Origin of the sequence: Duganella sp. Leaf126 (assembly GCF_001423125.1) — a bacterium.
Classification (GTDB): Bacteria; Pseudomonadota; Gammaproteobacteria; order Burkholderiales; family Burkholderiaceae_D; genus Rugamonas.
Map to the genome: position 1 here is coordinate 99,661 of NZ_LMNW01000002.1, position 25,468 is coordinate 125,128.

The following is a 25,468-nucleotide window of genomic DNA, read 5'->3' on the forward strand; positions in this document are numbered from 1 at the left end:
TCTTTGTATAAGATGACCGCTATGTGACGAGATTCACATTGTGTGGATAGTTTTCATGAATGAAACGATGAACTTCGACCCAGCAAACGACTCTGCCGCCGACGGCGCGCCCGTGCTCACCGTGTCGGCACTGAACCAGGCGGTGGCGCGGCTGCTCGAACGCTCCTTTCCGCTGACCTGGATCGCCGGCGAAATCTCCAATTTCACGCGCGCCAGCTCCGGCCACTGGTATTTCACGCTCAAGGACAATGCCGCCCAGGTGCGCGCGGTGATGTTCCGCGGCCGCGCCCAGTACGCCAACTTCACGCCGCGCGAAGGCGACAAGGTCGAGGTGCGGGCGCTGGTCACGCTGTACGGCGCGCGCGGCGACTACCAGATCAACGTGGAAGCGATCCGCCGCGCCGGCGTGGGCAGCCTGTTCGAGGCGTTTTTGCGGCTCAAGGAAAAACTCGACGCGGCCGGCCTGTTCCATCCCGACCGCAAGCGCGCCCTGCCGATGTTTCCGCGCGTGGTGGGCATCGTCACCAGCCCGCAGGCGGCCGCGCTGCGCGACGTGCTGACGACCTTGCGGCGGCGCGCGCCGCACGTGCACGTGGTGCTGTATCCGACGCCGGTGCAGGGCCAGCTGGCGCCGCAGAAAATCGCCGCCGCCATCGACACCGCATCGCTGCGCAACGACTGCGACGTGCTGATCGTGTGCCGCGGCGGCGGCAGCATCGAGGATCTGTGGTCGTTCAACGACGAGGACGTGGCGTACGCGGTAGCCAACTGCCGCATGCCGGTGATTTCCGGCGTCGGCCACGAGACCGATTTCACGATGTGCGACTTCGCTGCCGACCTGCGCGCCGCCACGCCGACGGCGGCGGCCGAGCTGGCCGTCACGCCGCGCGCCGACTGGCTGGCATCGCTGCGGACCGACGCCACCGACCTGCGCCGCGCCATGCGCCGCGCCGTCAGCGACGCTGCCCAGACGCTGGACGGCTACACGCGGCGCCTGCTCAATCCGAAGACCCGGATCGGCCAGCAGCGTCTGCAACTGTTGGCGCTCTCGACCGCAATGACGCACGCCCACCGCGCGCCGCTGGTGCGCGCCCGCCACCAGCTCGACCGGCTTGGCGAGCGCCTGGCCGCATGCACGCCCGACACGCGCGCCGCCCACGCGGCGCTGCTCGGCCTGCGCGGGCGCGGCGCCGGCGCCATGGTGCGCGCGCTGCAGCAGCGCCGCGCCGCGTTGGCGGCCCTGTCGGCGCAGCTGGAGTTATTGAATCCGCAGCGCACGCTGGAGCGCGGCTACGCGATCGTCACCGACCCGGCCGGCGCGGTGGTGCGGTCGCCGGCGCAGATCGCGGCTGGCGCGGTGCTGGGCGTGCGGGTGGCGCAGGGCAGCGCCAGCGTGGCGGTGGCGACGGTCCGGCCGCTGGCGGACCGGCACGAGGAAAACTAGTCGGTGGACAACATCGCCGACATGCCGATCAGCACCGGGTATTTTTCGGTGATCACATAGGTCGGAATGTGGGCCAGGTAGTCGGAAAAACGCCCTTTCTGTTCGAACCGGGCGCGGAAGCCCGAACGCTCGACGAACTCGCTCATCTGCAGCACCGTGCGCCCGCCGATATAGATGCCGCCCTTGGCGCCCAGGGTCAGCGCCACGTTGCTGGCCACCGTGCCCAGCATCTCGCAGAACGCCTGCAGCGCTTCCTCGCACACGGGGCACTGGCGGCGCAGGCCGCGCGCCACGATCTCCTGCGTGCTCAGCGCCTGCGGCTCGATGCGCGCCCGTTCGCACAGCGCCCGGTACGCCAGTCCCAGGCCGATGCCCGACACCAGCCGTTCGCTCGACACGTGTTCATGGTGGCGGCGCGCATAGCGCAGGATATCGATTTCACGCTCGTTCATCGGCGCGAACGTGGTGTGGCCGCCCTCGCTGTCGATTGCCAGCCAGCGCTCGCCCACCGGCACCAGGTATGACACGCCGAGGCCGGCGTCGGCGCCGACCAGGCCGATCACCGCACCGGCGCGCGGCGCGCCGCCGCCCACCTGGTGCTTGTGCTCGGGCGCCAGGTGCGGCAGCGCGGTGGCCAGCGCGCGCAGGTCGTTGACCACCACCAGCGACTTCAGGCTGAACTGCGAGCACACGGCCTCGATCGAAAACGACCAGTGGTGGTTGGTCATGGTGACCCAGTCGCCGTCGATCGGGTTGGCGATCGCGATGCCGGCGTAGCGGGCCTGGTAGCCGCCCGCCGCCACCGTGGCCGGCTGCGACAGGTAGGCGACCAGGGCTGCGCCCAGCGTCGGGTAGGCGGCGCAGTCGGTCACCCAGACCGCGTCGATCTGCTGCGGTGCGGTTTCCACCGCAAAGCTGGCGCTGCTGCCGCCGATGTCGGCCAGCAGGCGCGGACCGCTGGCGCCGTGGGAAAAACCGGCTTGCGCCGCCGGGTTGACAGCTCGTTGAGCGGGAATCTGCATGTCTCTGACCTCTGATTATTCTTGTTGTGCACTTAGCCAGAACCTAGCTAAACATATCAAGTTGATTATAAGGCACGCCCTTAACTATGGTAATCTTCGCCGGCAAGGATTTCATCATACTTTCACACTTGATTACGGACTGCACGTTGCCAGCTACTGCCCCCTCTTCCGGCCCATCGACCCTGATGGACGTCGCCCGCCTGGCGGGGGTCTCACCGAGTACCGTGTCGCGCATCCTCAACGGCACCGCCAAGGTGTCCGACGACAAGCGCCTGGCCGTGCTGGCCGCCATCGAAAAAGTCAGCTTCGCGCCCAACCAGATGGCGCAGGGCCTCAAGAAGGGCCGCTCGCTCACGGTCGGCATCGTGGTGCAGGATATTTCCTCGCCGTTCTTCGACGAGACGCTGCGCGGCATCGACGACGGCCTCAAGGGTACCGGCTACGCCTCCGTCATCGTCAGCGGCCACTGGAACGCGGAAGAGGAAGCGGACCGCGTACGGCTGCTGCTGGCGCGCAAGGTCGACGGCATCATCCTGCTGTCGGGACGGATCTCCGACGAAGCGGTGCTCGGCTTTTCCAGCCAGCGGCCGATCGTGTCCACCGGCCGCGCGCTGCACACGCCCGGCGCGCTCGGCTTCAAGACCGATAACGAGCACGGCGCCTGGCTGGCCGTGCGCCACCTGATCGAACTGGGCCACCGGCGCATCGCCTTCATTTCCGGCCCGGCCAACAACTACGACGCCGACGAGCGCCTGGCAGGCTACCGCCGCGCCCTGCACGAGGCGCAAATCGAGATCGACCCGGCGCTGGTGGTGGAAGGCAATTACCACGAAGCGAGCGGCATGCTGGCCATGAACCGCCTGTTCGACACCCACCAGCAGTTCACCGCGGTGTTTGCCGCCAACGACCTCAGCGCCTATGGCGCGCGCCTGGCGCTGTACCGCAAGGGCATCCGCGTGCCCGACGATATCTCGCTGGTCGGCTTCGACGATCTGCCGGGCTCGTCGTACACGACGCCGCCGCTGACCACGGTGCGCCAGCCCATGTACGACATGGGGCGCATCGCCACCCGCGCGCTGCTGCGCCTGATCGACGGCGACGCGGTGCAGGCCGACATTCCGCCGGTGGAACTGGTGGTGCGCGAAACCACGCGCCGCGTGCGCTGATCCCACACGCCAAGCGGGGCCATTTTGGCAGCAAAACGGCATCCCCCTTACAATAATGACGTTTCGCCAAAAACCACCTGGTTACAACCTCATCCGATAAAGGAAGCTCCATGGAACATACTCTGCCACCTCTGCCCTATGCCATCGACGCCCTGGCGCCGCACATCTCGCAGGAAACGCTGGAATACCACTACGGCAAGCACCACCAGACCTATGTCACCAATCTGAACAACCTGATCAAGGGTACGGAGTTCGAAAACCTGTCGCTGGAAGAGATCATCAAGAAATCGTCGGGCGGCATCTTCAACAACTCGGCGCAAGTGTGGAACCACACGTTCTACTGGAACAGCCTGACCCCGGGCGGCAAGGCCGTCAGCGGCGCGCTGGCCGACGCCATCAACGCCAAGTGGGGTTCGTTCGATAAGTTCAAGGAAGAATTCACCAAGTCGGCCGTCGGCAACTTCGGTTCGAGCTGGACCTGGCTGGTGAAAAAGGCCGACGGTTCGCTCGACATCGTCAACACCTCGAACGCCGCCACGCCACTGACCACCGATGCCAAGGCGCTCATCACCTGCGACCTGTGGGAACACGCCTACTACATCGACTACCGCAACGTGCGTCCTAAATACCTGGAAACCTTCTTCGCGCTGGCGAACTGGGACTTCGCAGCCGCCAACTTCAACTGACCGAACACGCGCCGGCTGCCTGCAGCAAAAAGCCCGAACCCCTCGCAGGGTTCGGGCTTTTTTTACGTCCGCATAACGGTTATGGACGCGCGGTCGGCACGCCGCCGGTGCGGCGGCCCAGTTCTTCGCCGCCCTCGATATCGCCCTTGACTTCGGTGTCGCTGTCGCCGCGGCTGTCGTGCGGTTCGGCTTCCACGCCCAGACGGTCATCGGGCACGCTGCCGTCGTCGTCGAGCGGCACCGGATCGCGGAAGTCGGCGTCCACCAGGCGTTCCGACGACGGGATCGCCTCCACGTGGTCGTAGCCGACGTCGCCGGCCACCAGGGTTTGCGAACCGACGTCGGTGCGCTCGCCCGTGCCCTGCGCATCGGTGTCGCTGTCGAGCGCCAGGTCGTGGTCATTGGCCACGTCGCTGCCGCTGTCGGAATTGTCGCTCGGTCCGAGGCCGCGCGTGCCGTGGCCGCTGCCCAGGCTGCGGTCGTTACCTGCGGGGATGTTGTCCGGGTCCAGGGTGCTGTCTGCCATGATCTGCTCCTTCAACTGTAAAACCGTATTCCACCATCCACAGGCGCGCCGCTCGGTGCGCGCACGCGCTTAGCTGCGCGCTTAGCTGCGCGATTGCCGCTGCGGTAGCCCCGCCCTATCGCTTCCATAGAAACAATTACTTTACAAATGAACTGTTCAGGTATATAGTTACATTCATCGACAACACATTCACCGAGGAGTTCATCATGAGCACCACCACCAAGGACCTGCTGCGCGCTGCCGCCACTGTCGTCTTCGCCATTGCCGCCACGGCTACCAGCGTGACCAACGCGTTTGCAGCCGATACGGCCGCCGCCGCTGACACCACTGCCGCCGCCGCTGCCGCTGTCAAAGCCGCCCAGCCACACCGCCTCACCCGCGCCGAAGTCCAGGCCCAGGTGATCGAAGCGCGCAAGAACGGCACGCTGCTGGAAACCGAGGCCGACTTCGACGTGGCCCAAACCCGCAAGCAAGTCGCCAAGTAAGCGATGGTTCGCGCCATGATGCCGCGTGCACGCTCCCGGACCCGCAGCGCCGCTGCCGCCATGCTGGCGGGCGTGCTGCTGGTGCTGGCCGGCTGTGCCGACATGGGCCAGATCGCACCGCAGGCCGTGCCCGTCGCGCCGCAGACGCTCAACGCCGGCAAGGCGATCGCCCATGCCGGCGCCGACGTGGCATGGCCCTCGCAGGCGTGGTGGGAAGCGCTGCACGACGAGCAGCTCAACACGCTGGTCGCCACCGCGATCGCCGGCAGCCCGACGCTGCGCGCAGCCGAGGCGCGCGTGCGCCAGGCCGAAGCGCTGGCCGGTGTGGCCCGTGCCGCCACGCTGCCCAAGGTGGACGCCTCGGCCAGCATCGACCGCGAGCTCTATACCGCCAATGGCGCGATCCCGGCCGCGCTGGCCGGCAAGACCGCGTGGAAGAACACGGCCGTGCTGTCCGGCTCGTACGACCTCGACCTGTGGGGCCGCAACCGCGACCTGCTCGCCGCTGCGCTCGACGATGTGCGCATGGCGTCGGCCGAAGCGCAGATGGCGCGCCTGACGCTGGAAACCGCCATCGTGCGCGCCTACATCCAGCTCTCGCTCGACTACACGCTGCAGGACAGCGTGGCCGAGAACGTGGCCCAGCGCCGCCGCATCCTCGAGATCACGCGCCAGCGCCGCGCCGCCGGCCTGGCGACCGAACTGGAAGTGGCGAACATCGAAACAACGCTGCCGGCCGGCCAGCGCGAGCACGAGCAGATCGACGCCTCGATCGCCCTGCTGCGCAACCAGCTGGCAGCCCTGATCGGCAAGGGACCGGGCGACGGCGAAACGATCGCCCGGCCACAGCTGACCCTGCAAGACGGCGCTGGCGCGACAATTCCCGCCACGCTGCCTGCCGAACTCGTAGGTCGCCGGCCCGACATCGTGGCCCAGCGCTGGCGGGTGGAAGCGGCCGGTGCGCGCATCAACGGCGCCAAGGCCGACTTCTATCCGAACGTGAACCTGGCGGCGTTCGTCGGTCTGCAGTCGCTGGGCTTTCCGCGCTTCCTGGAAAGCCACTCGAAGATGACCGGCATCACCCCGGCGATCAGCCTGCCGATCTTCGAAGGCGGCCGCCTGCGCAGCCAGCTCGGCAACCAGACCGCGCTGTACGACGTGGCCGTCGAGCAGTACAACGGCGTGGTGGTGCAGGCGCTGTCGGACGTGGCCAACGCCCTGGTGCGCATCGCCTCGGTCAAGCAGCAGGACCAGCTGGCGCAACAGGCGCTGGCCTCGGCGCGGCGCCAGCAGCAGCTGGCCGAACGCGCCTACAAGGCCGGCATGACCGACTCGCTCAACGTCATCAATGCACAGCTGACTTTGCTTAACGAGCAGCAGCAAATGGCGCAAGTGGCGAGCAAACAACTCGATAACTATGCATTGCTGATGACAGCATTGGGTGGAGGGGTAAAACTGGATTAGGGCCCAGTCTCTGATAGTACAATCGTCCTTTTACGATGAACACAGGAGCAAGGTAATGAGCAGTAGTTTCGACGCGACCAACAAGCGCCTGAAAAACATCCATGCCCGTATTCCCGAATTCCCAGAAGACCTCATGCGCCTGCTGCGCATGACGTATCACGTCCAGAAGCGCATCAAGGACCTGAGCAACGCAGCACTGCGCAAGCACGACCTGGTGGACGCCAGCTACATGGTACTGGCGGTGTTGTACGGATCGGAAAACGAAACGTCCACCGCCTCCACGCTGGGCGAGGCCTGCATGGAAAAACCGGCCAACCTCACGCGCGTGTGCAACGACCTGGAAAAACAGGGCCTGATCTCGCGCGGTAACCGGCCCGGCGACCGGCGCTGCGTGATGATCACGCTCACCGACGCCGGCCGCGCGATGGCCGAAAAAGTGATGCCCGAAGTCTGGGGCACCACCACGCGTGCCTATGACGGCTATGCCGCCTCGGACATCGCAGCACTGGAAGCGCTGCTGGCAAAGCAGCTCGATAACCTGGAAACACTGACATAGGCAACTGAATATGACCCCTCCCCGCGCCGCCCACCCTGAACCCCACCAGAACGCGGCGCGCGGACCGTTCGACTGGGTCGCTGCCGAAACGGCGGCCTGGTTCGGCGACCAGGGGCCACGCCTGCTGTACGTCGCCAAGGCCATGCTGGCCGCCTTTACCGCACTGTGGCTGGCGTTCCGCCTCGAACTCGACTCCCCCTTCACCGCGCTCGCCACCACCATCATCCTGGCCCTGCCCAGCAGCGGCATGGTGCTGGAAAAAGCCTTCAACCGCCTGCTCGGCACCGTGGTCGGCTGTACCGCGTCGGTGATCCTGGTGGCGCTGTTCCCGCAGGCGCCGGCGCTGCTGCTGACCGGCGTGGCGCTGTGGGTTGCGCTGTGCACGGGCGGCGCCGCCATGCACCGCAACCAGCGCTCGTACAGCTTCGTGCTGGCAGGTTACACGGCCTGCATGATCGCGGTGCCCGCCATCGACAACCCGGGCCACGTGTTCACGCTGGCCGTCACGCGCCTGACCGAGGTTGGCCTGGGCATCATCGTCGCCACCGTGGTGCACGACGTGATCTTCCCGCGCCGCCACGCGCACACCGTGATGCGCACCGTGCAGGCGCGCTATGCGAGCTTCATCGGCTTTTGCCAGAAGGTGCTCGAGCACCGGCTGTCGCCGGCCGACACCGAGCTCCATCACCTGAAATTCGCTGCCGACATCGCCGCGCTGGAGTCGGGCCGCGCCGCCGCCTATTTCGAGGCCGGCCACGCCAGCGCCCACACGCGCCAGCTGCATGCGTTCAATGCCGCCTTCATGGACGTGCTGACCACGTTCTACACGGTGCACCGGCTGATCCACCGCCTGCGCAGCGACGCTGCGGCGCCGGGCACGCTCGACGTGCTGGCCCTGGTCGAACCGATCCACGCCCGCATGGCGACAGCGCTCAAGGACGACCTCAGCGCCGCCCGCATGGCGCAGCTGCGCACCGGCCTGGCCGCCGACATCGCTGCCGCACAACGCCAGGCCGACGCCACGGCGCTCGACCGCCCGCACCGGATCGACTTCGACACCGCACTCGAACTGCTGCAGCGTTTTGCGCGCGACCTCGGCGAGTTCGCTGCGCTGTACCACGGCCTGACCGAGGACAGGCGCCAGCAGGTCAGCGATCCGGTGGCCTATACGCCGCGCACGCCGCCTGCCATCGTGCTGGCCTCCGCTTTTCGCGCCGGCGCCACGCTGCTGGTGGCGGCCGGCGCCTGGTACTGGCTGGCCTGGCCCGGCATGGGCAACGTGATCCTGATGGCGACCATCTTCTGCGCGCTGGCCTCGTCCTCGCCGCGTCCCACGGCCATGGTGCACCAGGTGCTGATCGGTTTCCTGATCGCCGTGCCGCTGTCGTTCGTGACGGAGTTCTGGCTGGTGGCGCGCGCCGACGATTTCGCGCCCATGGTACTGGCCACGCTGCCGATCTTCGCGCTCGGCGCCTACATCACCACGATCCCGAAATGGGGCGGCATCGGCGTCGGCCTGGGCCTGTTTCCGGCCACGCTGCTGGTGCCGGCCAACCAGATGCGCTACGACGTCGAATCGTTCCTGTCGAGCGAACTGTCGCTGGTCATGGGCGTGGTGGTGGCCTACGTGATGTTTGCCGTGGTGCTGCCCGAGCACACGATGGGCCAGCGCGACCACGTCGCCGCTGCCCTCTGGCGCGAGGCGCGCAGCGCCTGCACGGCCGGCCTGGGACGCCTGAAACGCCGCTTTGACAACCGCGTGCGCGACCTGCTCAGCCAGTTGAACGCCGCTGCCGGCCCGGCGCCGCGCGAGGCCGCACGCGCCGTGGTGCGCCAGGGTCTGACGCTGCTGGAACTGGGCCACGCCGTGATCGAACTGCGCCAGCTGATCGCCGCCTCGCCAGCGGGTCCGGTGCGCCACAGCCTGCAGCAGGTGGTCGCGCGCGTGGCCCACTACCTGCAAGCGCCGCAGCAGGGCCAGGGCCAGGCTGCGCTGGACGCCATCCTGCAGGCCGGTGCGGCGATCCGCGCCGTGCTGCCCGACGCGGTGCCGGAACGGCTGCCCGCGCTGCACACGGCGCTGGCCGACCTGCATGCCATTTACACGTCCTTGCTGGACCAGATTTCAACAGGAGAAACCCGCCATGCCGCGTGATATCAACTTTTTCGGCGTACTGCTACCCGGCGTGCTGCCGCTGTTCCTGCTGACGCTGCTGCTGCAGGTGGCGCTCGACAGCGTGCTCAATCGCGTCGGCGCCTACCGCCGCAGCTGGCACCCGGCGCTGGTGCGCGTGTGCCTGTTCGTCTGCATCTTCAGCGCCCTGCTGATCACCCTTTATCCATGAACCTGTCTGCGAGATATCCCGTGAGCGCATCCAAAATCTTCCGCTTCATTCTTACCCTGCTGTTGCTGGGCGCCGCCCTCTACCTGGGCCGCCTGGCCTGGGACCATTACATGGAATCGGCCTGGACCCGTGACGGCCGTATCCGGGCCGACGTGATCACCATCAGCGCCGACGTGGCAGGCACCGTCACCGACGTGCGCGTGCGCGACAACCAGTTCGTCCACCAGGGCGACGTGCTGTTCGTGGTGGACCAGGCCCGCTATCAGAACACGCTGGCGCAGGCCAATGCCACGCTGCGCGCCCAGCAGGTGGAAAAAGGCCGCCGCACCAGGGAGGCCGACCGCCGCGCCGCGCTCGACGCCTCGATCATCTCGGCCGAGAACCGCGAGACCGCGCAATTTGCAGTCGGCACCGCGTCGGCCCAGTACCAGGCCGCGCTGGCCGCGCGCGACATGGCTGCGCTCAACGTGGAGCGCACCACCGTGCGTGCCCCGGTCACCGGCTACGTCACCAACCTGAATGTGCACACGGGCGACTTTGCCGCCGTCGGCGCCGCCAAGCTGGCCGTGATCGACAGCGCCTCGTACTACGTGGTCGGCTATTTCGAGGAGACCAAGCTGCCGCTGCTGAAACTGAACGACCCGGTCGAGATGCGCCTGATGAGCGGCGACACGGCGCTGCACGGCCACATCGAGAGCATCGCGCGCGGCATCACCGACCGCGACGCCAACCTGGGCCGCGAACTGCTGGCCGACGTCAATCCCACCTTCAGCTGGGTGCGACTGGCGCAGCGGGTGCCGGTGCGCATCCACATCGACCAGCAGCCGAAAGGCCTGACGCTGGTCGCCGGCACCACCTGCACGGTGGTGATCCATCCGAAGGCTTCAGCGTGAAAAAAGCCCGCTGGCGCGGGCTGGGGTTTCAGTCGTCGCCGCCCGAATGGGTCAGCGCGTACTGCAGGTGCTGCCACCAGTGCTCGCGCGACTGCACGGTGCGCAGGCACTTCTTGTCGATCTCGGTGGTGAACACCTTGTCCTGACACTGCTTGGTCGCCAGCGCATGGCGCTGGTTCTCGACGCCGATCAGCACCACCGACAGCCACACCACCACGGCAAGCAGCAGCAGGGCCGCGCTCCAGGCCACGTGGTTGATGTACGCCCATTCGAACAGGTTTTCGATGGCCGGCGACGACTCCTTGTAGATCTTCATCACCTTGCCTTCGGCTGCCTCGCGCTCTTCGCTGATCTTTTTCATCGCTCGTCCATTCAATAAACCCCAAACCCGTCGTATCTACCCCGGCGCCGTGTCATGCTCCCATGACGATGGCACGACGCGAGGTTACCACTGTTTGCCTTATCGGGACCTCGAAAAACCGTAGCGAGCGGCCCGATGTCGTCTTGAGTAGCGCAAGCGTACGGAGGTACGCTGAGCAACGGAGAAGCGATAGCGGGTCGCGCAGTAGGTTTTTCGAGGTTCCCTTATCGGCCGCTTAAAAACTCTAGCGTGCAGACAGCTTTAACTGGCGGCCATCGGCAGTGTAAATGCCGCCGTTCCCGCGCAGGCAGCTGTACGCCTGCGAGTAATACCGCTTGTCGGTCAGGTTCTGGCCCGAGACCGCCAGCTCCCACTGGCCGACGGTGCGCGCGTAGCGGCCGTCGAGCGTGGTGTAGGACGGGATTCTGCCGGCGCAGCTGTTGGCAAAATCCTCGCCATAGCGCTGGTCATCGACCCACTGCACGCCGAGGTCGGCGCTGTGGCCGGTGGCCGGCACCCAGCTCAGTCGCGCGGTCACGGTGTGTTCCGGTACCAGCACCATCTGCCTGCCGGCGAAGGCGCCGCTGCGGAACTTGGCATCGACGTACTGGTAGTGGGCGCTCACGCGCCAGTCCGGCGCGATGCGCTGCTCGGCGTCGAGTTCGAAGCCCTGGCGCCTGGTCGGGTCGAGGTTGGTGTTGGCGAAGTTGACCGGATCGTAGAAGATCTCGTCGGTCAGGTTGCTGCGGAACAGGCGCGCAGTCGCCTTGCTGGCGGCGTCGATGGCGTAGGTGGCGCCGAGTTCCAGGTCCTTCGATTTCTGCGGACGCAGTGCTTCGTTGATGACCGGCGTGTAGGCGTTTTCATCGGCGTTGGCCAGGCGGTAGCTCTGGCCGGCCTTGCCGAACACGGTCAGACCGCTCGCCGGCATATAGCTCAACTGGATTTCCCAGGCATTCAGGCCTTGCGTCAGGTTGTAGCCGGTGGTGGCGTAGCTCTGGGTATCGCGGTAGTGCTTGTCGAACAATTCGCGCCGTACACCTGCCGAAATACGGCCATCATGGACCGGATCGAAACGCAGTTCGTCACGCAGGTACACCGCTTTCGACTTCTGCTCGGCGTACGGATCGGCCGGTGCGCCGGCCACCTTGACAGTACGCTCCCACTTGGTGAAATCGGCGCCGACGAGCAGTTCGTTGACCATGCCGCGCACCGCACCGAGCTTGCGCACCCGCGGCGAGAACTGCAGCTGCCTGGTATCGAAACTGGAGACATACGGGAAGTCGGACGACAGATAGTTCGAGTCCACGGTGCGTTTGCGGTACGACAGTTCTGCCGCCAGGTCGTGGCCATCGAGACGGTAGGCGCCGAATCCGGTCAGGCGGTCGCTGTCGAGGGCGCCGTAGTCATTTGGCGAGAAGGTCTGACGCGGATTGGCCTTGAACTGCGCTTCGGTCAGCGCACCGGGCAGGCGCGAGTCCTGGCGTGCGCCCTCGTAGCGCACACCCACGCGACCGGCGTCGGTGTGCCATTGCAGGCCGCCGCTCAGTTGCGACTGGCGGAATGCGTTGTTGTCGCGGTAGTTGTCGGTGCGCTGGTGGCCGGCGCTGACATCGGCCGAGAAATCGGACCACGACTGCGCCATGGAAGCACGGGCCTCGCCGGCATGGAAGCTGCCGCCTTCGACGAACACGGAGCCGCTGCCGGCGCGCTGGTCGGGACGTTTGGTGACAATATTGATCACGCCACCGGTGGCGCCGTCGCCGTACAGCACGCTGGCGCCGCCGCGCGTGATCTCGATGCGCTCGACGCTGTCGATCGGGATGGTGGACAGCACCGGATTGCGCAATTCGTTTTCCGACAGCCGCACGCCATCGACCACGATCACCATGTTCTGGGCGCTGTTGGTGCCAAAGCCGCGCAGGTCGAGCGTGAAGTCCGGGCTGCCATCGAGGCTCTGGCGGCCGAACACGCCGCCGATCTTGCGGATCGCGGCGTTCACGTCGCTGGCGCCGGCGCGGCGGATCTCGTCGGCCGTGATGACGGTGGCGCCGATGGGCGCGAGCGACGGATCGGCATCGAAACGGGCGCCGGTGATGACGACCGGCGACAGCGCCTGGGGCACTTGCGCCACAGCGGCAGGGGCGATGAAACAGAGGGAAACGGCGGCAGCGAGCAGGCGCGGACGAAGTGCAGAAGACATGGGATGGATGACCAGTAAAACGGGAAGGCGCACATTATACGCGTGATATTTTGCACGTCCTTCAGCATCCATATTTTGGATGGAACCTATCCATTTTTTCGCCATTGTCGAGCCGACCGCGCGGCCCTATATTGGTCAATTGAATCGACCCGGAGTGCAAGCCATGTCTACCACCCTCCCCACCTATTTCCTGTCCCACGGCGGCGGCCCCTGGCCGTTCATGATGGACCAGGTCGGCCACCTGTACGCGCAGCTCGACGCATCGCTGCGCGACATCCCGCGCCAGATCGGCGGCAAGCCGCGTGCGGTGCTGGTCATTACCGCCCACTGGGAAGGGCGCGACTTCCTGCTGTCGTCGTCGGCCAGCCCCCCGATGATCTACGACTACGGCGGCTTCCCGCCGCACACCTACCAGGTGCAGTACCCGGCACCCGGCTCGCCCGCGCTGGCCGCACGCGTGCAGGCGCTGCTGCAGGCCGGCGGCCACCCGGCAACGCTCGACGACGGACGCGGCTTCGACCACGGCACCTTCAGCGCCATGGTGCCGGTGTTCCCGCAAGCGGACGTGCCGATCGTCCAGCTCTCGCTCAAGCACGGCCTCGACGCGCGCACCCATATCGAGGCCGGGCGGCTGCTGGCGCCATTGCGCGACGAAGGGGTGCTGATCGTGGGCAGCGGCCTCAGTTACCACAACCTGCGCGCCTTCAACGCCCAGGGCGCGGCCGCGTCGCACGCGTTTGACAACTGGCTGCGCGCGACGATGGCGCTGCCGCCGGGCGAGCGCACCCGGGCCCTGATCGACTGGGAACGGGCACCGGGCGCGCGCATGGCGCACCCGCGCGAGGAGCATTTGTTACCGTTGATGGTGGTGCTGGGGGCGGCCGAGCAGGCGGCGGCCAGCGTGCCGTACCACGAAGACGCGTTCATGGGGGCGCTGGCGGTCAGCAGCGTCCGCTTCGGCTAGCAGGCCGCTGCGCCGGCGCCGGAACGCGATGCCCGCCTGGGCGGACCTGGCGGCTTCAAGGGCCGCCGGCGCGATCACGTCCCGCGCTTGCCATTGGCGGCGTTGCGCGCCTTTTCCGCTGCTGCAGCGGCCTTTTCCGCATTCCTGATCGCCATCTCCGCCTCGTGCGCGGCCAGACGCTCGGTGCGCGAGGCTGGCGTTTCGAGCGAGATCCGTCCCAGCACGCCGCTGCGGTAATCGCCGAGGAAGGTGTGCGACGCCTTTTCGAAGTCGTAATCGCCGCCCTTCTGGCGGAAACCGCGCTTGGCTGCAATGCCTTCCACCACGGCGATGCCGTCGAAGCTGGCGATGTCCTTGAAGCCGTACCGCGCCACCAGCAGGTCCGGGTAGTAGCGCAGCATCTCGTCGGCCAGGTACACGGCCACTTCTTCCTCGATCAGGGCATTCGAGCCGATGGCGTGGCTCGCTGCCAGCATCAGGCCGTCGGTGGGCAGCGCGATCTTCGGCCACAGCATGCCCGGGGTATCGACCAGGATGGTGTTCTTGTCGAGGTAGAGCTTCTGCTGCTGCTTGGTGACGGCCGGCTCGTCGCCGACCTTTGCCACGCGTTTTTTCAGCAGGGCGTTCATCAGCGTTGACTTGCCGACATTGGGGATCCCCATGATCATGATGCGCAGCGGCTTGGTCGGCACGCTGCGGTGCGGCGCCAGCTTGCGCGCCAGGTCGATCACGCGCGCCACGTCGGCCGGCTTCTTGGTCGTCATCGGATACGCGGTCACGCCTTCCTGGGCGTTGTAGAAGTCGGCCCACTGGGCGGTGGCTGCCGGGTCGGCCAGATCGGTCTTGTTGAGGATTTTCAGGCATGGCCGCTGGCGGAACTTGCGCAGCTCGGCCACCATGGGATTGGTGCTGGCCTCGGGCAGGCGCGCATCGACCACTTCGATCACCAGATCGATGTTTTCCATCTGCTCGGCCGCCTTTTTCTTGGCGGCGTTCATATGCCCCGGGTACCATTGTATCGACATGCTCTGACCTTCAAAATCGTTCTGACAATCCGCTATTTTACCTGCTGGCCGGGGCAGGATTCGGATATCATGGTCCGTCTGGCGTTTTAATAACCATATAAACAATATTGTCATCCGGAGTGAGTTTGAAGATGAATAGTGCGGCATTATCCAATCCCAGGGAAATCACCATCCGCGGGATTGCCCTCGGCATTCTGATCACGCTGGTATTTACGGCAGCGCAGGTGTACCTGGGCCTGAAAGTCGGTCTCACCTTCGCCACCTCGATACCGGCAGCGGTGATCTCGATGGCGCTGCTCTCGGCATTCAAGAACGCCACCATCCAGGAAAACAACATCGTCCAGACCATCGCGTCGGCCGCCGGCACGCTGGCCTCGGTGATCTTCGTGCTGCCCGGCCTGCTGATGGTCGGCTGGTGGACCCACATCCCGTTCTGGCCCACCTTTGGCGCCTGCGCCGTGGGCGGCGTGCTGGGCGTGATGTACACGGTGCCGCTGCGCCGCGCGCTGGTGTCGCAATCGACGCTGCCCTACCCGGAAGGCGTGGCGGCGGCCGAAGTGCTCAAGGTGGGCACCGCCACGCGCGCCGGCGCGCAAGAAGGCAAGGCAGGCCTGCGCGCCGTGCTGCTGGGCGCCATCGCCTCGGCGGTCATGGCTGCCGGCGCCGCCGCCAAGCTGATGGCCGGTGAACTGAGCATCTATTTCCGTACCAGCGCCACCGGCGCCACGGGCCTCGGCGCGGCCGGTTCGCTGGCGCTGGTCGGCGCCGGTCACCTGATGGGCATCACGGTCGGTGTGGCCATGCTGGTCGGCTTGGTGATCGCCTGGGGCATGCTGGTGCCGTGGCTGACCACATTGGCGCCCGCTGCCGCCGGCATGGACGCCGCCGGCCACGCGCTGTCGATCTGGGCCAAGGAAGTGCGCATGATCGGCGCCGGCGTGATTGGCGTGGCCGCCATCATCACGCTGGCCGGCCTGGCCAAGCCCATCATCGGCGGCCTCAAATCGGCGATGGACACGGCGCGCCGCGCCAAGCTCGAAGGCGCCGTCATCGACCGTACCGAACAGGACATCCCGATCTTCATCGTCGGCCTGGTGACGCTGCTGGCGATGGTGCCGGCCGGCTGGCTGCTGGCCAGCTTCCTGCAGGGCGGTCCCCTGGCGTCGCTGTCGCTGCCGCTGGTGGCGGTCGGTGTCGGCTACATCCTGGTGGCCGGCGTGTTTGCCGCAGCCGTCTGCGGCTACATGGCAGGCCTGATCGGCTCGTCCAACTCGCCCGTGTCGGGCATCGCCATCCTCACCATCCTCGGCGCCGCGCTCACCGTCGGCATGGTGGGGCGCAGCGTGATGGGACCGGAAGTGGCGCATGCGCTGGTTGCCTATGCGCTGTTCGTCACCACCGTGGTGCTGGCCGTGGCCGTGATCGGCAACGACAACCTGCAGGACCTGAAAACCGGCCAGCTGGTCAACGCCACGCCGTGGAAACAGCAGGTGGCGCTGCTGATCGGCGTGTTCGCCGGTTCGTGCGTGGTGCCGCCGGTGGTGGAACTGCTCAACCATGCCAACGGTTTCGTCGGTGCGCCGAACCTCGATGCGATCTCCGACCAGCCGCTGGCGGCGCCGCAGGCGCTGCTCATTTCCACGCTGGCCAAGGGCGTGATCGGCGGCGACCTGCAGTGGAACCTGATCGGCTACGGCGCCCTGATCGGCCTGGGCCTGGTGCTGGTCAACTTCGTGCTGAAGAAGGCATCGCACGACAAATACAGCCTGCCGCCGCTGGGCGTGGGCCTGGCGATCTACCTGCCCAGCGCCGTGATCACGCCGGTGGTGCTGGGCGCGGTGCTCGGCTACTACTTCGAGAAAGCGGTCGGCCATTCGGCGGCCGGCGAAACCGCCAAGCGTCTGGCGGTGCTGATCATGTCGGGCTTCATCGTGGGCGAAAGCCTGTTCAACGTGGCGCTGGCCGGGCTGATCGTGGTCTCGGGCCAGGGCGAACCGCTGGCCATTACTACCTCGCTGACCGAAGCGCACACCATGCTGATCTCGCTGGTGGTGGCGGCGTTTGCCATCGTCGGCCTGTACCGCTGGGCCGGCAAGCAGGGCAGGCTGGTGGCGGGCTGAATCTGCGGCTGCGCGCCCGGCAGCATGCTGGCCGGGCGCGTGGCCACGGGGCCGGGCGGCGCTGCCGGCACTGCGGCCGGACCCGCTTCCCGATTCAGATTTCGGCCAGCGCCTTCAGGTGGGCCACCACGCTGCGGCCCAGCGCCGAGAGGTTGTAGCCGCCCTCGAGGCAGCTGACGATGCGCCCGCCGGCGTAGCGGCGGGCGATGTCCATGATCTGCTCGGTGATCCAGGCGTAATCCGCTTCCACCAGGCCCATGCCGCCCAGGTCGTCCTCGCGGTGGGCGTCGAAGCCGGCCGAAATAAAAACCATCTCGGGCTTGAATGCATGCAGCGCCGGCAGCCATTGCTCGGTGACGATGCGGCGCACGTCGTCGCCCTTCGAGGCCAGCGGCAGCGGCACGTTGACGCGGTTGGGCGTGACCGGCAGCGGTTCGTTATACGGAAAGAACGGGTACTGAAAGAAGCTTGCCATCAGCACGCGCGGCTCGTCGCGGAACGCTTCCTCGGTGCCGTTGCCGTGGTGGACGTCGAAATCGATGATCGCCACCCGCGCCAGACCGCGCGCGTCGAGCGCGTGGCGGGCGGCGATGGCGACGTTGTTGAACAGGCAGAAGCCCATCGGCTCGGACGCGCGCGCGTGGTGGCCGGGCGGGCGCACCGAGCAGAAAGCGTTGTCGATCTCGCCGTCGATCACGGCGTCGGTGGCCGCCACCGCCGCACCGGCCGCGCGCTGCGCCGCCAGCCAGCTCCAGGCGTTGAGGGCAGTGTCGCCGTCGAGCGGATAGGTATCGCCGGCCGCCGGCACGTTGTCGCGGATGATGGCGATGGCATTGCGGGTGTGGTTGCGTTCGAGATCGGCAATGGCCACCAGCGGTGCCTCGCGGTGGTCGAGCAGGTCGCTGATGTGGGAGCCGATCAACTGGTCGGCAATCGCCTGCAGCCGCGCGGGCGACTCGGGATGCCACTCCCCCATGTCGTGGCGCTGGCAGTCGGGATGGCTGTAGATGGCGGTGGTCATGACTCTGTTGTGTCTCCGGCGCAGTTTCTCGCATAGAATCGACCCTACGTCGGACCGGTCCATGCTTTCTATGCGCTAATCTACCACACATCATGACCACAAAATTACACGCGGCGGCACGGCAGATAGGCGAGATCATCGTCGGCAAGGACGTGCAGATCCGCCAGGCGCTGGCCTGCCTGCTGGCCGGCGGCCACCTGCTGGTCGAAGACGTGCCGGGCGTGGGCAAGACCACGCTGGCGCAGGCGCTGGCCATCTCGCTGGGCCTGCGTTTCAACCGCATCCAGTTCACCAGCGACCTGCTGCCGGCCGACGTCAACGGCATCTCGATCTACGACCGCGAGCAGAACGGCTTCGTGTTCCATCCCGGCCCGGTGTTTACCCAGGTACTGCTGGCCGACGAAATCAACCGCGCCACGCCCAAGACCCAGTCCGGCCTGCTCGAGGCGATGGAAGAACGCCAGGTCAGCGCCGATGGCGTCACGCGGCCGCTGCCCGCGCCGTTCTTCGTGATCGCCACACAGAATCCCACCCACCAGGTCGGCACCTTCCCGCTGCCGGAGTCGCAGCTCGACCGTTTTCTGATGTGCCTGTCGCTCGGCTACCCGGACGCCGCCGCCGAACGCGCGCTGCTGCTGGGCGAGGACCGGCGCGCCCTGCTCAAGACGCTGCCGGCGGCCATGACGGCCAGCGAGCTGGCCGCCGCCCAGGCCGCGCTGCGCGCGCTGCACGTGGCGCCCGCGCTGGCCGACTACGTGCAGCGGCTGGCCGCCGCCTCGCGCCACGACGGCCTGTTCGCCGAGGGGCTGAGCCCGCGCGCCGCCATCGCCCTGCTGCAGGCGGCGCGCGCCTGGGCCGCGCTCGAAGGCCGCAACCACGTGCTGCCCGAGGACGTGCAGGCGGTGCTGGCACCCGTCTGCACGCACCGCCTGCGCCCGGCCAGGGCGGCCCACGGCGCAGCGCTGGCCAGCGGCGACCTGGTGCTGCAGTGGCAGGCCTCGGTGCCGGTGTAGGCGGTCATGGCGGCCCGGGCCCGGTGGCAGACGTGGTACCGCGAACGCCGTGAACGGTGGCTGCGCCAGCGCGAGGATCACGCGGCCGACGGCATCACCCTCACCGCGCGCCGCGTGTACATCCTGCCCACCCGCCCCGGACTGGCGTTTACCGTCCTGCTGCTGATCATGCTGATCGGCGCCCTTAATTACAACCTGGGCCTCGGCTTCGCGCTGACATTCTTTACCGGCGCCTGCGCCGTGGCCGACATGTTCCTCACCAACCGCAACCTGGTGCAGCTGCAGCTGACGCCCGGCCGGGCGGCGCCCGTGTTTGCGGGCGAACAGGCGCAGTTCGCGCTGCAGCTGCACAACCCCACCCGGCGCGACCGGTTTGCGATCCAGGTCGGCTTCGAGCACGCCGCCGCGCCCGCCCATGCCGTCGATGTGGCGGCCGGCGCCGGCAGCGCCGTGGTGCTGTCGGCGCCGGCGCCGGTACGCGGCTGGCTGCCCGCGCCGCGCATCCGCCTGGCCACCAGCTTTCCGCTCGGGCTGTTTCGCGCCTGGGCCTACTGGAAGCCGCCCGCGCCCGCGATGGCCGTGCTGGTGTACCCGGCGCCGGAAATGCCGGCATTGCCGCTGCCGTCGCGCGGCGCGGCCAGCGAGGACGGTCACGGCGCCGTGGGCCTCGACAATTTCGCCGGCATCCGCGCCTACCAGCAGGGCGATCCGCTGCGCCACCTGGCCTGGCGCCAGATCGCGCGCCACGATCCGGCGCTGGGCGGACACCTGGTGACCAAGCAGTTCGACGGCGGCGCGGTCGCGGAACTGGCGCTCGACCTGGCCGACCTGCCTGCCCACCTCGACCTCGAACTGCGGCTGTCGCGCCTGACGCAGTGGGTGCTGCAAGCGGAGCTGCGCGCCCTGCCCTACCGCCTGCGTATCGGCGCCGACAGCCACGGCCCGGGCACCGGCGCCGCCCACCGCGCCGCCTGCCTGCGCGCGCTGGCGCTGTACCGGGCGCCGGCATGAACGGGTCCCTGTTCGGGCGCCTGCAGCGGCTGCCGCGCGAAAAGTCGGACACCCTGCTACTGCTGGTCGCCGCGCTGATGGTGCTGGCGCCGCACTTTGGTCAGCTGCCGCCGTGGACCAGCGCAGCCGTGGGCGCGATCCTGCTGTGGCGCGCCGTGCTCACCTGGCGCGGCCGGCGCCTGCCGTCGGTGTGGCTGCTGCTGCCGCTGGCACTGGCCGGCATGGCCGGCATCCACGCCAGCTTCGGCACGCTGCTGGGACGCGACCCGGGCGTAGCCATGCTGGCGCTGCTGCTGGCCTTCAAGCTGCTCGAGATGCGGGCACGGCGCGACCTGTTCGTGGTGGTGTTTCTGAGCCTGTTCGTGCTGCTGACGAGCTTTTTCTATTCGCAGAGCATGCCCACCGCGCTGTGGATGGCAGCCACGCTGCTCGTGCTGCTGACCGCGCTGCAAACGTTCCAGTACACGGGCGCGGTGCCGCCGCTTGGCCGGCGCCTGCGCACCTCGGCGCAGCTGTGTGCACTGGCCGCGCCGCTGGCGGCGCTGGTGTTCGTCGTGTTCCCGCGCATCCAGGGCCCGCTGTGGGGCACGCCCGGCGATGACACTGCCCGCACCGGCCTGTCCGACAGCATGGCGCCAGGCACCTTGTCGTCGCTGGCGCAGTCCGACGAGGTGGCGTTCCGCGTGCGCTTCCCCGCCACGCAGGCGCCACCGCCGCAGCAGCAGCTCTACTGGCGCAGCATCGTGCTGGGCGACTACGACGGCACGACCTGGACCCGCGTACCGCGCCATCCTGCCGCGCAGCGCCAGCCCGTCGCCGTGACCGTGCGCGGCGCACCCGTGCAGCAGGAAATCACGATGGAGCCGACCGGCCAGCGCTGGCTGGCGGTGCTGGAACTGGGCGGCCCGCAGGTGGACATGCCCGGCTACGGCGTGCGCGACTCGGACGAGATCGAATACTTCACCATCAGCCCGGTCGAGCGCCGCGCGCGCTATAACGTCACCTCGTATCCCGACTACACGTTGCAGGCGGCTGCGCTGCCGGCTGACGCGCCCCGGGCTGACGCGCCCCGGGCTGGCGTGCCGCAGGCTGGCGTGCCCCGGGCTGACGCGCCCCGCGCCCTCGTGCCCTCGGCTGACATGCCCCGCGCTGCTGCCTCACGAACGACCGGGGCGACCCGGACCGACGCGCCCCGGTCCGGCATATCCCGCACCGACGCACCACCGCAGCACGCACAGCCTGGCATGACGCGCTGGCTGGCGCTGCCTGCCGGCTTCAACCCGCGCACGCTGGCGCTGGCGCACCAGTGGCGCCAGGCCGCGCAGCGAGGCGACGGCACGGTCGATGGCGCGGCGCTGTCGCGCCAGGTGCTCGATACATTCCGCCGCGAAGACTTCCGCTATACGCTGCAACCGCCGCTGGGCGGGCGCAACCTGGTCGACGATTTTTTATTCACCAGCCGCGCCGGCTTCTGCGAGCACTACGCCGGCGCCTACGTGGTACTGATGCGCGCCATGGGCGTGCCGGCGCGGGTGGTCACCGGCTACCAGGGCGGCGAGCGCAATCCGGTCGATGGCTACCTGACCGTGCGCCAGTCCGACGCCCATGCCTGGGCCGAAATCTGGCTGGCGGCGCGGGGTTGGGTACGCGTCGATCCGACCGCGGCCGTGGCGCCGGAACGGGTGACCCGCAACCTGGCGCGGGCGCTGCCGGCACCGGCCGGTTTCAGTCCGCTGTTCGCGCTGCAGAGCGATCCCGACTCCTGGCTCGCTGCCATCCGCTTCCGTTACGCGGCGTTAAACAATGCCTGGAATCAATATATCCTCGATTACAATCCTGAACGGCAGCGCAGTATTCTTGCGCAGTTGCGCGCTGCGCTGGCAAGCTGGCGCACGGCGCTTGCCGCACTGCTGATCGCCGGCCTGCCGGCGCTGTGGTGCGGGTGGCGCTGGCGGCGCCTGCGGCGCACGGCCGATCCGCTCGAGGCGCTGTACCAGGCGTTCTGCCGGCGCCAGGCTCGTCACGGCAACGCCCGCCAGCCGCACGAAGGCCCGGCCGCCTATGCGGCGCGATTGCGCACGCGCCCGGCAAGTGCGGAACAGCACGCCGCCGCCGACCGATTTTTGTTACTGTACGGGACACTCAAATACGCCGCGCCCGACCCCGAATCACGCACCGCGTCGCTGGCGACGCTTAAAACATTGTTAGCCTTATGCCGATAAAACACCTGATCACTCCGCTGCTTGCCTCGCTGCTGCTCACCTGCGCCGCCGGCGCCCACGCCCAAAGCCAGAGCCAGGCGGTGGACCGCTATGGCTACAAGCCGCCGCCGCAAAAGAAAGCTGCAACCAAGAAGAAGGAGGAGGCCAAGCCCGCCCCTGCGCCCAAGGCCGGCACCGATTACGTCGGCGAATACGTCAACTTCGGCGAATGGAAGGAAGTCCAGACATTTCTCGACGGCGTGGCCAGCCGCAATAATTTCGACCGCAAGGAACTCGACGCCGTGATGGCGCAAGTGCGCTACCTCGATTCGGTGGTGCAACTGGTCAAGCCGGCGCCGCCCGGCAAGCCGAAGAACTGGCAAGCCTACCGCGCCTTGAATGTGGATCCGGTGCGCATCAGCGCCGGCGTGCGGTTCTGGAACGAGAACGCCGACGCGCTGGCGCGGGCCGAGTCGCTGTACGGCGTGCCGGCCGAGATCATCGTCGCCATCGTCGGCGTGGAAACCGTGTACGGCCGCATCACGGGCCGCTTCCGCGTGCTCGACACGCTGGCCACGCTGGCGTTTGCCTATCCCGAGAGTCCGTCACGCGCGGCGCGGATGGACTATTTCAAGAGCGAGCTCGAAGCGGCCCTGCTGTTTGCCCGCGCCGATGGCCTCGATCCGCTGTCGATGCGCGGCTCGTACGCGGGCGCCATGGGCATGCCCCAATTCATGCCCAGCAGCGCGATGAAGTACGCAGTCGATTTCGACGGCAGCGGCAAGATCGATCTGCTCGGCTCCAGCGCCGACGTGGTCGGCAGCGTGGCGTCCTTCCTGGCTGCCCATGGCTGGCAGCGCAATGTCACCGGGCCGATCGCCTACCCGGTCAAGGTGTCGCCGAACCGCGCCTGGGAACCGCTGCTGCAGCAGGGCTTGACGGCAAAATACACGCCACAGGACTTGACGGCAGCCGGCGTCGTCCCCACCGTTGCACTACCGGAACAGAATAGGTATGGCCTAGTGGATCTGCAGAACGGCGGCGACGCCACCGAGTATTGGGCGGCCAACGCGAATTTCTTTGCCATCACGCAGTACAACCGCAGCTATTTCTATGCGATGTCGGTGGTGGACCTGGGCCAGGCCATCAAGAGCGCACGCGCCAGCGCCACCGTGACGCCCGCTGCATCCGCTGCGTCAGGCAACACCGGTCCGTAACGATGTAAGCAAGCGTAAATGCTCTTGAGACAGATTGCCTGGAACATTAAGGTGATTACTGATAGTAATAATCTTCCGTGCGTCAACTAACGCAAGGGTTTAAAATATCCTGGATTGCAACAAAATTGCCTTACAATTAATTTTAGTTGCCATTATGATGTGTGCAAGAGAGCTTAACACACGAAGCGGTGTATAATTCTCACACAATGTTGCATCAAGACAACAGCATCACACATGCAAAGCTTTTTTTAATTGCTGCTGAGTATTATATTGCGCGATGTTGTATAATTGTGTATATATTATGAAACTTGTTATCCCGGAATTCCGTCCATGTGTGAGTTTTCCTGAATAGGGAAAGACATTGCGCAACATAGCGAGCTCCAAGTGTTGTACTCGGCAGGACAACTTTACAGAAGGAAAAGACGAAATCATGACAAACCAAGTCGGCATAGACATGAATAACGATGCGGATGGCGATGACCTGCTGCAATACAATCCCAACCGCCTGCTCGATACCCTGATCGAGAACCTGCGTCTGAAAAACGATGCTGCCCTGTCGCGCGCCCTGGAAGTGGCGCCGCCGGTGATCTCCAAAATCCGTCACCATCGCCTGCCGGTCGGTGCTTCGCTGCTGATCCGCATGCACGAAGTGAGCGACCTGAGCATTCGCGACCTGCGTTACCTGATGGGCGACCGCCGCAACAAGTTCCGCATCAGCGACAAGCAGTTCAAACCGAAAGAACCGGTCGACGGCGGTTCCAGCACCCAGGGCTGATCAGCCCGGTTGCTCCACCATCCCGGCCCCTGACATGGGGGCGCGGGATTGCTGTGATGTTGTTTCTTCAGGCCGGAAAGACACCGGTCGACAAGTAGCGGTCGCCACGGTCGCACACGATGAACACGATGGTGGCGTTCTCCACCGTTTGTGACACCCGCAGCGCGATCTCGCAAGCGCCTGCCGCTGAAATCCCGCAGAATATCCCCTCTTCCGCCGCCATCCGGCGCGCCATGCGTTCGGCTGCCGCCTGCGAAACCGATTCCACCTGGTCCACCCGTGCGCGGTCGTAAATTTTCGGCAGGTACGCTTCCGGCCATTTGCGGATGCCGGGAATCGACGATCCTTCCTCCGGCTCGGCGCCGATGATCTGCACGTCCGGGTTCTGCTCCTTCAGGTAGCGCGACACGCCCATGATGGTGCCGGTGGTGCCCATGGCGCTGACGAAATGGGTGACGCGGCCGTCCGTGTCGCGCCAGATTTCCGGACCGGTGGTGTCGTAATGGGCGCGCGCATTGTCCTGGTTGGCGAACTGGTCGAGGATGATGCCCTTGCCGTCCTTCTGCAGCTGCTCGGCCATGTCGCGCGCATATTCCATGCCGCCGGTCTTGGGCGTGAGCATGATCTGGGCGCCGTACGCAGCCATGCTCTGGCGCCGTTCCACGCTCAGGTTTTCCGGCATCAGCAGCAGCATCTTGTAGCCGCGCAGCGCGGCGGCCATTGCCAGCGCGATGCCGGTGTTGCCGCTGGTCGCTTCGATCAGGGTGTCGCCAGGCTTGATGTCGCCGCGCTCCTCGGCGCGCCGCAGCATCGACATGGCTGCGCGGTCCTTGACCGAACCGGCCGGGTTGTTGCCTTCCAGCTTGCCCAGAATGATGTTGTTGCGGGCAGCCGCCTCGGCCCCGGGCAGGCGGGTCAGCTGCACCAGCGGCGTATTGCCGATCGTATCTTCGAGAGTCTTGTAAGCCAT

At 66.8% G+C, this 25,468-nt stretch carries 23 protein-coding genes; 16 read left to right on the top strand and 7 right to left on the bottom strand.

The annotated features are described in order from the left end of the window. Positions 1-67: 67 nt before the first annotated feature. Complete coding sequence (gene xseA / locus ASF61_RS04010) at positions 68-1,444, top strand: exodeoxyribonuclease VII large subunit (protein ID WP_056151398.1); 1,377 nt, start codon at positions 68-70, stop codon at positions 1,442-1,444. Here the strand turns inward: xseA and glk are convergent. Continuing rightward, entirely contained in the window at positions 1,441-2,466 is a 1,026-nt protein-coding gene (glk, locus tag ASF61_RS04015) for a glucokinase (RefSeq protein WP_056151400.1), read from the bottom strand. The genes xseA and glk overlap by 4 nt on opposite strands. A gap of 185 nt (positions 2,467-2,651) precedes the next feature. Here glk and ASF61_RS04020 point away from each other — a divergent pair, with 185 nt between their 5' ends. Both ASF61_RS04020 and sodB read left to right on the top strand, forming a co-directional pair. Next, positions 2,652-3,632: a LacI family DNA-binding transcriptional regulator gene (locus ASF61_RS04020; protein WP_056151402.1), complete on the top strand. Its 981-nt coding sequence runs from the start codon at positions 2,652-2,654 to the stop codon at positions 3,630-3,632. Between the two features lie 110 nt (positions 3,633-3,742). Continuing rightward, positions 3,743-4,318, top strand: a complete 576-nt coding sequence (gene sodB, locus ASF61_RS04025; RefSeq protein WP_056151403.1) for a superoxide dismutase [Fe] — start codon at positions 3,743-3,745, stop codon at positions 4,316-4,318. Between the two features lie 79 nt (positions 4,319-4,397). On the opposite strand, the gene ASF61_RS23875 is transcribed toward sodB, so the two are convergent. Then, positions 4,398-4,844 carry a hypothetical protein gene (locus ASF61_RS23875; protein WP_229205702.1) on the bottom strand — a complete coding sequence of 149 codons (447 nt, stop codon included), beginning with the start codon at positions 4,842-4,844 and terminating at the stop codon, positions 4,398-4,400. A 206-nt stretch (positions 4,845-5,050) separates the two neighbouring features. On the opposite strand from ASF61_RS23875, the gene ASF61_RS04035 reads away from it, so the two are divergent. From ASF61_RS04035 to ASF61_RS04060, 6 genes are read left to right on the top strand one after another with little or no spacing between them, the layout of a single operon-like run. Further along, a complete protein-coding gene (locus ASF61_RS04035) occupies positions 5,051-5,329 on the top strand; it encodes a hypothetical protein (RefSeq protein WP_056151406.1) in 279 nt (92 codons plus the stop codon). Positions 5,330-5,344: 15 nt separating this feature from the next. Then, a complete protein-coding gene (locus tag ASF61_RS04040; RefSeq protein WP_229205703.1) occupies positions 5,345-6,793 on the top strand; it encodes an efflux transporter outer membrane subunit in 1,449 nt (482 codons plus the stop codon). 55 nt (positions 6,794-6,848) lie between these two features. Then, positions 6,849-7,349, top strand: coding sequence for a MarR family winged helix-turn-helix transcriptional regulator (locus tag ASF61_RS04045; protein WP_056151408.1), 501 nt, complete (start codon positions 6,849-6,851; stop codon positions 7,347-7,349). Between the two features lie 10 nt (positions 7,350-7,359). Next, positions 7,360-9,504, top strand: coding sequence for an FUSC family protein (locus ASF61_RS04050; RefSeq protein ID WP_056151410.1), 2,145 nt, complete (start codon positions 7,360-7,362; stop codon positions 9,502-9,504). Next, positions 9,494-9,694: a DUF1656 domain-containing protein gene (locus tag ASF61_RS04055; protein ID WP_056151411.1), complete on the top strand. Its 201-nt coding sequence runs from the start codon at positions 9,494-9,496 to the stop codon at positions 9,692-9,694. The genes ASF61_RS04050 and ASF61_RS04055 overlap by 11 nt, the downstream gene beginning before the upstream one ends. 20 nt (positions 9,695-9,714) lie before the next feature. Further along, a complete protein-coding gene (locus tag ASF61_RS04060; protein WP_082491191.1) occupies positions 9,715-10,587 on the top strand; it encodes a biotin/lipoyl-binding protein in 873 nt (290 codons plus the stop codon). Between the two features lie 28 nt (positions 10,588-10,615). Here ASF61_RS04060 and ASF61_RS04065 read toward each other — a convergent pair whose 3' ends face one another. Beyond that, positions 10,616-10,948: a hypothetical protein gene (locus tag ASF61_RS04065; protein WP_056151415.1), complete on the bottom strand. Its 333-nt coding sequence runs from the start codon at positions 10,946-10,948 to the stop codon at positions 10,616-10,618. A 244-nt stretch (positions 10,949-11,192) separates the two neighbouring features. Beyond that, complete coding sequence (locus tag ASF61_RS04070; protein ID WP_056151418.1) at positions 11,193-13,151, bottom strand: TonB-dependent receptor; 1,959 nt, start codon at positions 13,149-13,151, stop codon at positions 11,193-11,195. A 163-nt stretch (positions 13,152-13,314) separates the two neighbouring features. Between ASF61_RS04070 and ASF61_RS04075 the strand changes: the two genes are divergently transcribed. Continuing rightward, positions 13,315-14,115: a class III extradiol ring-cleavage dioxygenase gene (locus ASF61_RS04075; protein WP_056151420.1), complete on the top strand. Its 801-nt coding sequence runs from the start codon at positions 13,315-13,317 to the stop codon at positions 14,113-14,115. A 74-nt stretch (positions 14,116-14,189) separates the two neighbouring features. Here the strand turns inward: ASF61_RS04075 and ylqF are convergent, their stop codons facing one another. Continuing rightward, positions 14,190-15,113 (bottom strand): ribosome biogenesis GTPase YlqF, encoded by a 924-nt coding sequence (gene ylqF / locus ASF61_RS04080; RefSeq protein ID WP_056151422.1) that lies wholly within the window; start codon positions 15,111-15,113, stop codon positions 14,190-14,192. Positions 15,114-15,271: 158 nt separating this feature from the next. Between ylqF and ASF61_RS04085 the strand changes: the two genes are divergently transcribed. Next, positions 15,272-17,260: an OPT family oligopeptide transporter gene (locus tag ASF61_RS04085; protein ID WP_056151424.1), complete on the top strand. Its 1,989-nt coding sequence runs from the start codon at positions 15,272-15,274 to the stop codon at positions 17,258-17,260. Between the two features lie 94 nt (positions 17,261-17,354). On the opposite strand, the gene ASF61_RS04090 is transcribed toward ASF61_RS04085, so the two are convergent. Then, positions 17,355-18,281, bottom strand: a complete 927-nt coding sequence (locus ASF61_RS04090) for a histone deacetylase family protein (protein ID WP_056151426.1) — start codon at positions 18,279-18,281, stop codon at positions 17,355-17,357. Between the two features lie 92 nt (positions 18,282-18,373). On the opposite strand from ASF61_RS04090, the gene ASF61_RS04095 reads away from it, so the two are divergent. The 5 genes from ASF61_RS04095 to ASF61_RS04115 all read left to right on the top strand — a co-directional run bounded on the left by ASF61_RS04095 (position 18,374) and on the right by ASF61_RS04115 (position 24,498). Then, a complete protein-coding gene (locus ASF61_RS04095) occupies positions 18,374-19,294 on the top strand; it encodes a MoxR family ATPase (RefSeq protein WP_056151428.1) in 921 nt (306 codons plus the stop codon). 6 nt (positions 19,295-19,300) lie between these two features. Continuing rightward, positions 19,301-20,305 carry a DUF58 domain-containing protein gene (locus ASF61_RS04100; protein ID WP_056151430.1) on the top strand — a complete coding sequence of 335 codons (1,005 nt, stop codon included), beginning with the start codon at positions 19,301-19,303 and terminating at the stop codon, positions 20,303-20,305. Next, on the top strand, positions 20,302-22,527 hold the full coding sequence (locus ASF61_RS23880; protein WP_056151431.1) for a DUF3488 and transglutaminase-like domain-containing protein: 2,226 nt from the start codon (positions 20,302-20,304) through the stop codon (positions 22,525-22,527). Before ASF61_RS04100 ends, ASF61_RS23880 begins: the two co-directional genes overlap by 4 nt. After that, positions 22,518-23,723 carry a lytic murein transglycosylase B gene (gene mltB, locus ASF61_RS04110; protein ID WP_056151434.1) on the top strand — a complete coding sequence of 402 codons (1,206 nt, stop codon included), beginning with the start codon at positions 22,518-22,520 and terminating at the stop codon, positions 23,721-23,723. The genes ASF61_RS23880 and mltB overlap by 10 nt, the downstream gene beginning before the upstream one ends. Positions 23,724-24,153: 430 nt before the next feature. Beyond that, complete coding sequence (locus tag ASF61_RS04115; protein ID WP_056151436.1) at positions 24,154-24,498, top strand: hypothetical protein; 345 nt, start codon at positions 24,154-24,156, stop codon at positions 24,496-24,498. 67 nt (positions 24,499-24,565) lie between these two features. On the opposite strand, the gene cysM is transcribed toward ASF61_RS04115, so the two are convergent. Continuing rightward, a complete protein-coding gene (gene cysM / locus ASF61_RS04120) occupies positions 24,566-25,468 on the bottom strand; it encodes a cysteine synthase CysM (protein WP_056151438.1) in 903 nt (300 codons plus the stop codon).

Excerpts from the sequence above, each read along its gene's own strand:
- xseA (WP_056151398.1), top strand. The coding sequence starts at position 68 with ATGAACTTCGACCCAGCAAACGACTCTGCCGCCGACGGCGCGCCCGTG.
- glk (WP_056151400.1), bottom strand. The coding sequence starts at position 2,466 with ATGCAGATTCCCGCTCAACGAGCTGTCAACCCGGCGGCGCAAGCCGGT.
- ASF61_RS04020 (WP_056151402.1), top strand. The coding sequence starts at position 2,652 with ATGGACGTCGCCCGCCTGGCGGGGGTCTCACCGAGTACCGTGTCGCGC.
- sodB (WP_056151403.1), top strand. The coding sequence starts at position 3,743 with ATGGAACATACTCTGCCACCTCTGCCCTATGCCATCGACGCCCTGGCG.
- ASF61_RS23875 (WP_229205702.1), bottom strand. The coding sequence starts at position 4,844 with ATGGCAGACAGCACCCTGGACCCGGACAACATCCCCGCAGGTAACGAC.
- ASF61_RS04035 (WP_056151406.1), top strand. The coding sequence starts at position 5,051 with ATGAGCACCACCACCAAGGACCTGCTGCGCGCTGCCGCCACTGTCGTC.
- ASF61_RS04040 (WP_229205703.1), top strand. The coding sequence starts at position 5,345 with ATGATGCCGCGTGCACGCTCCCGGACCCGCAGCGCCGCTGCCGCCATG.
- ASF61_RS04045 (WP_056151408.1), top strand. The coding sequence starts at position 6,849 with ATGAGCAGTAGTTTCGACGCGACCAACAAGCGCCTGAAAAACATCCAT.
- ASF61_RS04050 (WP_056151410.1), top strand. The coding sequence starts at position 7,360 with ATGACCCCTCCCCGCGCCGCCCACCCTGAACCCCACCAGAACGCGGCG.
- ASF61_RS04055 (WP_056151411.1), top strand. The coding sequence starts at position 9,494 with ATGCCGCGTGATATCAACTTTTTCGGCGTACTGCTACCCGGCGTGCTG.
- ASF61_RS04065 (WP_056151415.1), bottom strand. The coding sequence starts at position 10,948 with ATGAAAAAGATCAGCGAAGAGCGCGAGGCAGCCGAAGGCAAGGTGATG.
- ASF61_RS04070 (WP_056151418.1), bottom strand. The coding sequence starts at position 13,151 with ATGTCTTCTGCACTTCGTCCGCGCCTGCTCGCTGCCGCCGTTTCCCTC.
- ASF61_RS04075 (WP_056151420.1), top strand. The coding sequence starts at position 13,315 with ATGTCTACCACCCTCCCCACCTATTTCCTGTCCCACGGCGGCGGCCCC.
- ylqF (WP_056151422.1), bottom strand. The coding sequence starts at position 15,113 with ATGAACGCCGCCAAGAAAAAGGCGGCCGAGCAGATGGAAAACATCGAT.
- ASF61_RS04085 (WP_056151424.1), top strand. The coding sequence starts at position 15,272 with ATGAATAGTGCGGCATTATCCAATCCCAGGGAAATCACCATCCGCGGG.
- ASF61_RS04090 (WP_056151426.1), bottom strand. The coding sequence starts at position 18,281 with ATGACCACCGCCATCTACAGCCATCCCGACTGCCAGCGCCACGACATG.
- ASF61_RS04095 (WP_056151428.1), top strand. The coding sequence starts at position 18,374 with ATGACCACAAAATTACACGCGGCGGCACGGCAGATAGGCGAGATCATC.
- ASF61_RS04100 (WP_056151430.1), top strand. The coding sequence starts at position 19,301 with ATGGCGGCCCGGGCCCGGTGGCAGACGTGGTACCGCGAACGCCGTGAA.
- ASF61_RS23880 (WP_056151431.1), top strand. The coding sequence starts at position 20,302 with ATGAACGGGTCCCTGTTCGGGCGCCTGCAGCGGCTGCCGCGCGAAAAG.
- mltB (WP_056151434.1), top strand. The coding sequence starts at position 22,518 with ATGCCGATAAAACACCTGATCACTCCGCTGCTTGCCTCGCTGCTGCTC.
- ASF61_RS04115 (WP_056151436.1), top strand. The coding sequence starts at position 24,154 with ATGACAAACCAAGTCGGCATAGACATGAATAACGATGCGGATGGCGAT.
- cysM (WP_056151438.1), bottom strand. The coding sequence starts at position 25,468 with ATGGCTTACAAGACTCTCGAAGATACGATCGGCAATACGCCGCTGGTG.